We start from the raw sequence: 8,447 nt of genomic DNA on the forward strand, positions 1-8,447 counted from the left end.
CCATCACCGAAGCCGTAGATCCAGCCCTGGCTCAGGTGTCGCTCGGGGCTCTGGGCGCACGGCGGCCACCCGGCCGCCCGCCACCTGGCGACGGTGCTGGGGATGAGCCTCTTCCGCGAGCTGCGCCAGATGCGCCGCCCCCTCTCGGTCCCGCCGCTGCACGAGTCGGCGTACCCGGAGGGCGTCACCGTCCGCACCTTCGTCCCGGGCGAGGACGACGCGGCCTGGCTCGCCGTCAACGCCGCCGCCTTCGCCCACCACCCCGAGCAGGGCTCGCTGACCCAGCGCGACCTGGACGCCCGCATGGCCGAACCGTGGTTCGACCCGAAGGGCTTCTTCCTCGCCGAGCGCGACGGGGTCCTGGCCGGCTTCCACTGGACCAAGATCCACGCCGACGAGGGCCTCGGCGAGGTCTACGTCGTCGGCGTCGCCCCCGACGCCCAGGGCTCCGGCCTCGGCAAGGCCCTCACCACCACCGGCCTCGCCCACCTCGCCGCCCAGGGCCTCCCGACCGCCATGCTCTACGTCGACGCCGACAACGAGGCGGCCGTGAGCGTGTACGAGCGGCTCGGCTTCACGACGTACGAGACGGACCTGATGTACCGCACGGAGGGGTGAGCCCGGGCGCTTTCGAGGAGCCCCGCCGTCGCCCAGGAAGGACAGGGCGGGGCCTCCGCGCGCTGGGAGGAACCGGTCATCCGCAGGCCCGGTGCCGGGCCCAACAGGCCGCAGCGTCGGCGACCGCCGCAAGCCATGTCTGTTCGGGGCGGCATGCTGCCGCCGTTCGGCACATACGGGCGTGTGCCACTGCGAAGACGTCGACCGCGTCCGTCGGCGCCTCCGTCCAGGCAGGACTGTCCCTCACCAGTTCCTCGGCTGCCCCTGGGGCGTGCCCGGCCGAGACCAGCTCGACGATCAACAGGGCCGGGGAGATGAACGCCGCACCCCGCGTGGGCCAGGACCAGTCCACAAGCCAGGAGCGCCCTTCCCCGACAACGAAGTTGCCCGGATGCCAGTCGGTGTACAGCAGCGCCGCCCCGGCGAACTGGTGCTCCTGCCCGGCGGCGAACCGGTCCCAGCGCCGCTCGGGCCAGTCGGCCGCCGTTTCGGGCAGGGGCAGCTCCCCCACTCGCCGCAGAACGTCGGCCACCACCGGGAGATCCGCCGAACCCGGCCGCAGATCCGCCGCACGCCCTTGGACCGCCTCCCACGCGGCCACGACCCACTCTCGCCCTCCCGTCTCGCTCCAGAGGAGCTGAGGTGCCACGCCGGCCAGGTGCGGGGCCACGGCGATCTCCCGCAGCAGGGAGTCCCGCCTGCCCCCGGCCCGCCCACGGTCGCGCATCGCCTTCACGAAGACGGTGCGCTCCTCGGTCTCTGCCACGGCGGTCAGATCCGAGCCCCCGCCGTGCTCAGTGGGGTGGAGTCGCTTCACGGGGCCCGTGTGCTGCTCGATCAGCGCGAGCAGAGACGGGTCCGGGGGCTTGGGCATGGCTCGCTCAGTTCCTCGGGGTGCAGGAAGACCCCGGGTATCCCGCGGTGCACTCGGCATCCTGGTCGTCGTCCTCGTCGCCCGGGTCACGCCGGTGGGCGGAAGCGGCGACCGCGAGGGCGCAGTGGTGACGATAGCCTCGAACGAGCCCGAGACGCGCACATTGCCCGCCACGGCGCTCACGGCGAACGGGCACGGCGTCACGTTCGCCGGTCTCGGCGTCGCCGATCACGCCCATCGAGGACCATAGACAGCCAGAGAGGACACCGCGCAGGCGTACACCCCGGCGTACGGAAGCGCGCAACAGCTCAGCGGAGAACCCCACCGCGCTCCCCTTGCTTCGAAGAACCGGGCAGGGCACTCGCGCGCTACGTCAGCCGCGAGCCCTTCGCCAGGAACACCACCCGGCGAAGCTCTCCGGGGTGAGGGTCAAGTACGGGGCGCGCGGGGTCTTGCTGTCGCGGAGCAGGACTTGACCGCTGAGGGCGGTGTGCTCGGGGGCCACTCGACGCATTGGCCTTCCCCGGCGCTGTACGTGCTCTTCACCCAGGTGAGCGGAGGCGGGGTCGCACTCGTGGAGGTCATGCGGGCATCCTCCGCCTACGCACCCGAGTCGGACCAGACCGCCTCCGCACCGCCTGCTGAAATCAGCCGTGGGCCTTCGCCAGGGAAACCAGCCCGGCGAAGCTCGCGGGGGTGAGGGTCAGGTGGCGGGCGTGCGGGGTCTTACTGTCACGCACCAGGACTTCGCCGGTGAGGGCGGCGTGCTCAGGGGCCCACTCCACACACTCAGCACCTTCGCCGTTGCTGTAGCTGCTCTTCACCCAGGTGACTGAAGGCAGGTCCCTATTCGTCGTGGTCATTTTCATACTCCTTCAGGTACTTGATGAACATGGCCAGACTCTCCCCACTGTCGAGCGCCTTCGACCGCGCGATGTCGTAACGCGTCGCCAGCTCCAATACGTCCGCCGGGCTGTCCACCACCCGGCCAGAAGCGAAGCTTTCGACGTAGGCGAAGGTGAGGCCATCGCGAAGGGTGAGCAGGGTCAAGCTACCGCCCTGCAAGGGGTGTACTCCACGCGCAAACGGCAGGACCTGCACGCACACGGAGCTGTTGTTCTCGATCATGTTCACTATGTGGCGAATCTGGCCTGCCATGACAGCGGAGCCACCGACGGGTCGCCGCAGGGCCGACTCGTCGATGATGGCCCAGTACAGGGGCGGTTGGTCCGATGCGAGCACTGCCTGACGGTGCGCACGGGCCGTGACCTGCAAGGCCACGTTCTCCGCGTCCTTGCCGGGCATGGACTCGGTGAACAGGGCGGTTGTATAGGCCTCCGTCTGAAGCAGGCCCGGGACCACGCTGCTGTTGAACGTCTGGATGCGCGCCGCATGACGCTCCTGCTCCAGCACTTTCCGGCCATAGACCGGCACCTCAGCCTCAACTGCGACCACGAGCATCTCGCCGAGAATGCTGTCGGTGTCGAAGAACTCGTCAAGGGCCGCCGCCAGGGCTTCCGACGGAAGCTGCTCCCCTCGCTCGACCCGGCCCACATAGGAATAGGGATAGCCGACCTTCTCCGCGAGGAGACGTACCGACAGCCCCGACCGCTTTCGTAACCGAGCCACTCTGCGCGCGAGCAAACCCGCAGGTGTAGCGGGCTTTGCGTCCTCGTCGGGCTCAAGCTCCATCCGCTGCCCTCCTCCTAGAGACGTGTGCACTCAGGGTATTTGGTCACACACCCAACGTGTACACGGAGCGTTCATTTGGCAAGAGTGGAGGCACCACTCACAAGGCCGAATGGCAAGGAACCCAGCCATGGTTGAACGCGCACAGACCCCGCCCGCCTCCGAGCATTCCCAGCCCCCCTGCCGCCCCTGCCGCCCCTGCCAGGCACTCGCCCTCGCCGAGACCGTTGCCAAGGCCGAGTACGACTGGAGCAGGGCGACCGACTGCCGGGTGTTGATGAAGCGGCACCGGGAGTCGGGGGAATGCGTGGCGGGGCAGTCGGCGTGATGGGCGCCGAAGCCCGGTACGCCGAGGCGGAGTTCAACCCGTTGCTGTTTCCGCCGTGCGCCTGTCCACGTCACCGGGGCGCCGAGGGTGAGGCCGGGGAGGGCGAGGAGTCGGCGGTGCTGCGGCAGTTGCGGGCGCGGGTGGCTGAGGAGAACGGGGCGCGGCGGTGGGTTCGGGGGCAGGGGTGACGGCGGGGGCCGTGGAGTACCTGGCCGAGACGTACGGGGGCGACGCCCGGTCGAGCGTGTTCCTGGGCGGGATCATCACCCCGACCCGGCGTCTCGCACTCCGCTGGCTCCGGGGGCAGGCCCGGCGGATCGCCGACGCGCTCGACCCGTACCCGTACGTCCGGTGGGCCCCGCCCGGCACCATCCGGCGGGTGCCCGCCGCCGACCGGGACGCACCGGGCGCCCTGCGCGGGTGGCAGGCGTCCACGGGGTGCCAGGACGCGGCCTTGCGCGCCTTGGCCGCCGACGAACCGTTCGCCTTCCTCACCCACGACGCGACGTGCTGGTACCGGCTCACCGTCCACCCGTTGCCCGGCCCGGTCACGCCATGACAGCGGTTCTCCCGCCCCCCTCTCGCCCCCGAGGAGCGAACCCGTGCAGATCGACCCCGCCGACTCCGACCACCAGGACGCGCCCCCGGACCAGCCCGAGCCGGGGCGGGAGCCGGACCGGGCCGACCGCCACCGGCCCAGCCCTCCCCCGCCCGGCTACGTCCGCTGCCCGATGCTCGGGTGCGGGCGGCTGCACGAGTTGCCCCCGGACTTCTGGTGAGCGGCGCCGGTACCGACGCCCCCGGTCAGACCCTGGTCATGGTCGAGGAGTAGCCGCCTCCGCCGGGGTAGACCCAGTCACCCGTCATGGTCGTGCCGTCCGGGGTGAAGGTGCCCCGGAAGTAGGCGGGGCTGTCCTTGGCGCCGGCCCAGATGGTGAGGGTGTCGCCGTCGAGTTCGTAGACGTAGTCGAAGGTGTTGCCCTGGGAGTCGTAGTAGCGGGAGGCCACGTCGGGGCCGGTGGGCTCGCCGAACGGGCGCAGGTTGCCGATGACCTCCATTCCGGTGACGGCCTGGCCGAACTGGACCAGGTCGACGTGCTGGAGGAGGAAGAAGCCTCCGGCCATCCACTCGTAGCGCACGGTCCCCTCGGCGCCGCCGGTCACCTTCCAGTTACCGGTCAGGCGGTCCAGGGCCCGGAGTTCGGGGGTGGGCTGCTGGGGCGGGGTCTCGGTCTCGGTCCCGGTCTCGGACATGGCGTTCTCCTCAGTCGTTCGTCGGCCGTCGGCCGTCGTCGTTCGGGTTCTCGCCGCTACCTCGGGGCCGGCGGCGGGAGTTCGACAGGGGGAAGTGGTGACGTGCGTCACATGGGGCGGATGTCGAGGACGGCTGTCCGGCTCCGAGGTTCCCTGGACGACCACGGGTCGCCCGGCCCGTCACCGACGACCACCACGGAGGTTCCGTGAAGTACCTGCTGCTGGGCTACACCCCGGCCGACGGCTGGGACGCCGCTACCGCCGGTTCGCCCACCGAGGAGGCGCTGGAAGCGTTCGCCGCCTACCAGCGGTTCGAGGAGGAGCTGACCGCCTCCGGCGAGCTGGTCTCCACCGAGGGCTTGGGGCATCCGGCGGTCAGCACCACCGTGCGCCCCACGGCCGAGGGGGTCACCGCCACCGACGGGCCGTTCGCGGAGCTGAAGGAGGTGCTGGCCAGCTTCGCCGTCATCGACGTGTCGGGGCAGGAGCGGGCCGTGGAGATCGCCGCCCGGATCGTCGCGGTGCTGGGCGAGCCGGTCGAGATCCGGCCGGTCATGGGCGCGGACTTCGCGGCGTGACCCCGCGCATCGGGCGGACCCGCTTCGGTCCGCGATGAGGCGGCCGCCCCCGGACGCGGGCGTCGAGCACCTGCTGCGCACCGAGGCTCCGCAGGTGCTCGGCGCGCTGACCCGGCGCTTCGGCCGCTTCGACGTCGCCGAGGACGCCGTGCAGGAGGCGCTGATCGTCGCCGGGCAGCGGTGGCCGGCCGAGGGGGTTCCGCAGGACCCGCGCAGCTGGCTGATCCGCGTCGGCTACCGGCGCATGGTCGACCTGCTCCGCGCCGAACAGGCCCGCCACCGCCGCGAACAGGAAGTCGGCCGCACCGAACTCGCCCTGGGGACACCGGAACGCCGGGCGGCGCCGACCGGCGGTACGGACGACAGCCTCACCCTGCTCCTGCTCTGCTGCCATCCCCGGCTGAGCCCGGTCTCCCAGGTGGCGCTCACCCTGCGCGCGGTCGGCGGGCTCACCACGGCCGAGATCGCCCGCGCGTACGGGTCGAGCGAGGCCACCATGGGCACCCGGATCAGCCGGGCCAAGCAGCAACTGGTGCGCGGTGGCGCCCGTTTCGTACCGGCCACCGACACGGACCGGCGCGAACGCACCGAGGCCGTCATGCGCGTGCTCTACCTCATCTTCAACGAGGGCTACACCGCCAGCTCCGGAGAGAGCCTGGCCCGCCGCGACCTCTCCGAGGAGGCCGTCCGGCTGGCCCGCCTGCTCCACGCCGCCGACCCGGACAACGCCGAGGCCGCAGGGCTGCTCGCCCTGATGCTGCTCATCGAGTCCCGCCACGGCGCCCGGACCGACGCGGACGGCGCCCTCGTCCCGCTGGAGTCGCAGGACCGCACCCGCTGGGACCAGGAGCTGATCCGCGAGGGGACCCGACTCCTCGACGCGGTGTGGGACCCGCGCGGCACCAGTACCGGCCCGTACCAGTTCCAGGCCGCCATCGCTGCACTCCACGCCGAGGCGCCCGCGCCGGAACTCACCGACTGGCCGCGCATCGCGATGCTCTACCTCTGGCTGGAGCGGCTCACCCCGACCGCGCCGGTCCGGCTGAGCCGCGTCGTCGCCGTCGCCCGCGCCTTCGGCCCCACCCGCGGCCTGACCCTCCTCGACACCCTCTGCGGCCGCCACGCCCTCGACCGGGACCCCCTCGTACGCCACCACGAACGCGCCGTACGCGCCCACCTCACCCGCATGACCGGCGACACCGCCGGGGCCGCAACCCTCTACCGCGAGGCAGCCACCCTCACCGCCAACGGAGCCGAGCGCCGCTACCTCCTCACGGAAGCCGAACGGGCCGACGAAGCCACCACCTGACGGCTGCTCATCGACGACAAGACCGCCCGTTCGCAACGCACTTGACGGAACACCACCCTTGCATCACCCTTTCACTACTTGATTAGTGAAAGGGGGGTGACAGGTGATCGCCTACCGGATCGACCGGCGCAGCGGAGTCGCCACGTACCTCCAGATCGTCCAGCAGACCCGGCAAGCGCTGCGGCTCGGGCTGCTGGAGCCCGGGGACAAGTTGCCGACCGCCCGTGAGGTGGTGGAAGCGACGGCCGTGAACCCCAACACCGTGCTCAAGGCCTACCGCGAGCTGGAACGCGAGGGCCTGGTCGAGGCCCGGCGCGGACTCGGCACCTTCGTCCGGCGCACCCTCGGGCCCGACGCCGACACCGGCCCGCTCCAGGCAGAACTGGCCGAGTGGGCCGCGCGGGCACGGAAGGCGGGGCTGGGGCGGGAGGACGTGGCCGCGCTCTGTACGGCCGTACTGGACTCGACGTATCCGGAGGACGAGGACCGATGAGTACGACCTTGAACAGGCCGACGGAGCCGGGCACTTCCGCCCCCTCGCCACCTTCGTTCCGGACGCTGGCGCGGGTGGTGCTGCGGTTGCACCGGGGGGCGTTGCTGACCTGGGTCGCGGTGGTGGTGCTGGTGGGGGCGGGGCTGGTGTGGTTGCGGTGGGTCGGGGTGTCTGTGGTGCTGCCCGGGCCGCACGAGTGCTGGGTCGGTCCGGGCTGTGGGCCGCAGGAGGCCGTCCAGGAACCAGAGATGACGCACCACATCTTCTGGCTCGACTGGGTATCCGTCCTGCTGCTCGCGCTGCCCGTCGCCGTCGCCGCCTGGGCCGGTGCCGCGCTCACCGGGGCCGAACAGGAACGGGGTACGGCCGCACTCGCCTGGACTCAGTCGGTCTCGCCACGGCGCTGGATCGCGGTGAAGTGGGCGGTGGCGGGGGGCGTACTCTTCGCCGGGGCCAGTTCTCTGGTCCTGCTGTTCGTAGAGGCCCGGTCTGTTCCGTACATGGACGGGTCCCCGCTGGACGACTGGACGGACTGGCTCACCTTCTCCGCCTCCGGGCCCGTCGCCCCCGCCCTGTTCCTCCTCGCCCTGACCCTCGGCGCGTACGCCGGGCTGCTGCTGCGCCGGTCGCTGGCCGCGCTGGCGGTGTCGGCGGGGGCCATGTTCGGGGTGGTGCAAGGTCTGCCGCTGCTGCTTCCCCATCTCTGGCCGGCCGAGCGGATTTTCGGCTGGAAGGTCACGGCCGCCCCCGCGAGGGCATGGGTGCTGAGCGAATCGGCCCTCGACGCGCAGGGCCGGCCCGTGTCGATGAGCGACTGCCAGTACGGCAGGGAGTCCCTCGTCCGGCAGTGCGCAGAGGCGAAGGGCGTCGAGGGTTTCGAGACGCTCTTCCACCCTGCCTCCCACGCCGTCCCCCTCCACCTCACCGAGACGGCCCTGATCCTCGTCCTCACCGCCGCCCTCGCCTTCGCGGCCCTGCGCCTGCTGCGCCGCCGCACCCCCTGACCTCTCTCCGCCCTCTCCTCCTCCAAGGACTCACCATGACCGACACCGCCATCGAGGCCCGGGGCCTCGGCAAACGCTTCGGGCGCCGGAACGCGCTCGACGCCTGTTCGTTCCGGCTGCCGGCCGGGCGGATCTGTGCCCTGGTCGGGCCGAACGGCGCGGGCAAGAGCACCCTGCTCACCCTGGCCGCCGGACTGGCCCGGCCCTCGGGCGGGGGGCTGCGCCGGGACCTGGATCGACACCTCGACCGTGGCACCCGTGTTCACCGTGCCGGTGATGGCTCCGGAGCTGGCGCCGGGC

Annotated in this window: 15 protein-coding genes; 10 read left to right on the forward strand and 5 right to left on the reverse strand. The window is 71.7% G+C overall.

What is annotated here, in order from left to right:
- Nucleotides 1-18 precede the first annotated feature (18 nt).
- Entirely contained in the window at nucleotides 19-618 is a 600-nt protein-coding gene (gene mshD / locus ABZ863_RS34555) for a mycothiol synthase (protein ID WP_358543915.1), read from the forward strand.
- Between the two features lie 76 nt (nucleotides 619-694).
- Here the strand turns inward: mshD and ABZ863_RS34560 are convergent, their stop codons facing one another.
- The 4 genes from ABZ863_RS34560 to ABZ863_RS34575 form a co-directional block, all read right to left on the reverse strand.
- A complete protein-coding gene (locus ABZ863_RS34560) occupies nucleotides 695-1,492 on the reverse strand; it encodes a protein kinase (RefSeq protein ID WP_240675060.1) in 798 nt (265 codons plus the stop codon).
- 429 nt (nucleotides 1,493-1,921) lie between these two features.
- Nucleotides 1,922-2,077 (reverse strand): DUF397 domain-containing protein, encoded by a 156-nt coding sequence (locus ABZ863_RS34565; protein WP_358543909.1) that lies wholly within the window; start codon nucleotides 2,075-2,077, stop codon nucleotides 1,922-1,924.
- A gap of 62 nt (nucleotides 2,078-2,139) precedes the next feature.
- Nucleotides 2,140-2,355: a DUF397 domain-containing protein gene (locus tag ABZ863_RS34570; RefSeq protein ID WP_033949686.1), complete on the reverse strand. Its 216-nt coding sequence runs from the start codon at nucleotides 2,353-2,355 to the stop codon at nucleotides 2,140-2,142.
- The gene (locus ABZ863_RS34575) at nucleotides 2,339-3,184 is read right to left on the reverse strand and encodes a helix-turn-helix transcriptional regulator (RefSeq protein WP_023418601.1); all 846 of its coding nucleotides are present in this window, start codon (nucleotides 3,182-3,184) and stop codon (nucleotides 2,339-2,341) included. The genes ABZ863_RS34570 and ABZ863_RS34575 overlap by 17 nt, the downstream gene beginning before the upstream one ends.
- A 127-nt stretch (nucleotides 3,185-3,311) precedes the next feature.
- Between ABZ863_RS34575 and ABZ863_RS34580 the strand changes: the two genes are divergently transcribed.
- The 4 genes from ABZ863_RS34580 to ABZ863_RS34595 are packed head-to-tail and all read left to right on the forward strand — an operon-like array spanning nucleotide 3,312 to nucleotide 4,288.
- Nucleotides 3,312-3,509: a hypothetical protein gene (locus ABZ863_RS34580; protein ID WP_358193553.1), complete on the forward strand. Its 198-nt coding sequence runs from the start codon at nucleotides 3,312-3,314 to the stop codon at nucleotides 3,507-3,509.
- Nucleotides 3,485-3,697, forward strand: a complete 213-nt coding sequence (locus ABZ863_RS34585; protein ID WP_023418600.1) for a hypothetical protein — start codon at nucleotides 3,485-3,487, stop codon at nucleotides 3,695-3,697. The genes ABZ863_RS34580 and ABZ863_RS34585 overlap by 25 nt, the downstream gene beginning before the upstream one ends.
- Complete coding sequence (locus tag ABZ863_RS34590) at nucleotides 3,694-4,068, forward strand: hypothetical protein (protein ID WP_033949692.1); 375 nt, start codon at nucleotides 3,694-3,696, stop codon at nucleotides 4,066-4,068. The genes ABZ863_RS34585 and ABZ863_RS34590 overlap by 4 nt, the downstream gene beginning before the upstream one ends.
- Before the next feature lie 43 nt (nucleotides 4,069-4,111).
- On the forward strand, nucleotides 4,112-4,288 hold the full coding sequence (locus ABZ863_RS34595; RefSeq protein WP_023418598.1) for a hypothetical protein: 177 nt from the start codon (nucleotides 4,112-4,114) through the stop codon (nucleotides 4,286-4,288).
- Between the two features lie 25 nt (nucleotides 4,289-4,313).
- On the opposite strand, the gene ABZ863_RS34600 is transcribed toward ABZ863_RS34595, so the two are convergent.
- A complete protein-coding gene (locus ABZ863_RS34600) occupies nucleotides 4,314-4,763 on the reverse strand; it encodes a hypothetical protein (RefSeq protein ID WP_358287998.1) in 450 nt (149 codons plus the stop codon).
- A gap of 206 nt (nucleotides 4,764-4,969) precedes the next feature.
- On the opposite strand from ABZ863_RS34600, the gene ABZ863_RS34605 reads away from it, so the two are divergent.
- From ABZ863_RS34605 to ABZ863_RS34625, 5 genes are all read left to right on the forward strand, one after another.
- The gene (locus ABZ863_RS34605; protein WP_358279933.1) at nucleotides 4,970-5,341 is read left to right on the forward strand and encodes a YciI family protein; all 372 of its coding nucleotides are present in this window, start codon (nucleotides 4,970-4,972) and stop codon (nucleotides 5,339-5,341) included.
- A gap of 34 nt (nucleotides 5,342-5,375) precedes the next feature.
- Nucleotides 5,376-6,650 (forward strand): DUF6596 domain-containing protein, encoded by a 1,275-nt coding sequence (locus tag ABZ863_RS34610; RefSeq protein ID WP_358295992.1) that lies wholly within the window; start codon nucleotides 5,376-5,378, stop codon nucleotides 6,648-6,650.
- A 103-nt stretch (nucleotides 6,651-6,753) separates the two neighbouring features.
- A complete protein-coding gene (locus tag ABZ863_RS34615; protein WP_023418594.1) occupies nucleotides 6,754-7,143 on the forward strand; it encodes a GntR family transcriptional regulator in 390 nt (129 codons plus the stop codon).
- Nucleotides 7,140-8,147, forward strand: coding sequence for an ABC transporter (locus ABZ863_RS34620; RefSeq protein ID WP_358295995.1), 1,008 nt, complete (start codon nucleotides 7,140-7,142; stop codon nucleotides 8,145-8,147). The genes ABZ863_RS34615 and ABZ863_RS34620 overlap by 4 nt, the downstream gene beginning before the upstream one ends.
- A 35-nt stretch (nucleotides 8,148-8,182) precedes the next feature.
- On the forward strand, nucleotides 8,183-8,447 hold a 265-nt coding region (locus ABZ863_RS34625; RefSeq protein WP_358543912.1), incomplete at its 3' end, for an ATP-binding cassette domain-containing protein.

Origin of the sequence: Saccharomonospora sp. NPDC046836 (assembly GCF_040645195.1) — a bacterium.
Classification (GTDB): domain Bacteria; phylum Actinomycetota; class Actinomycetes; order Mycobacteriales; family Pseudonocardiaceae; genus Prauserella_A.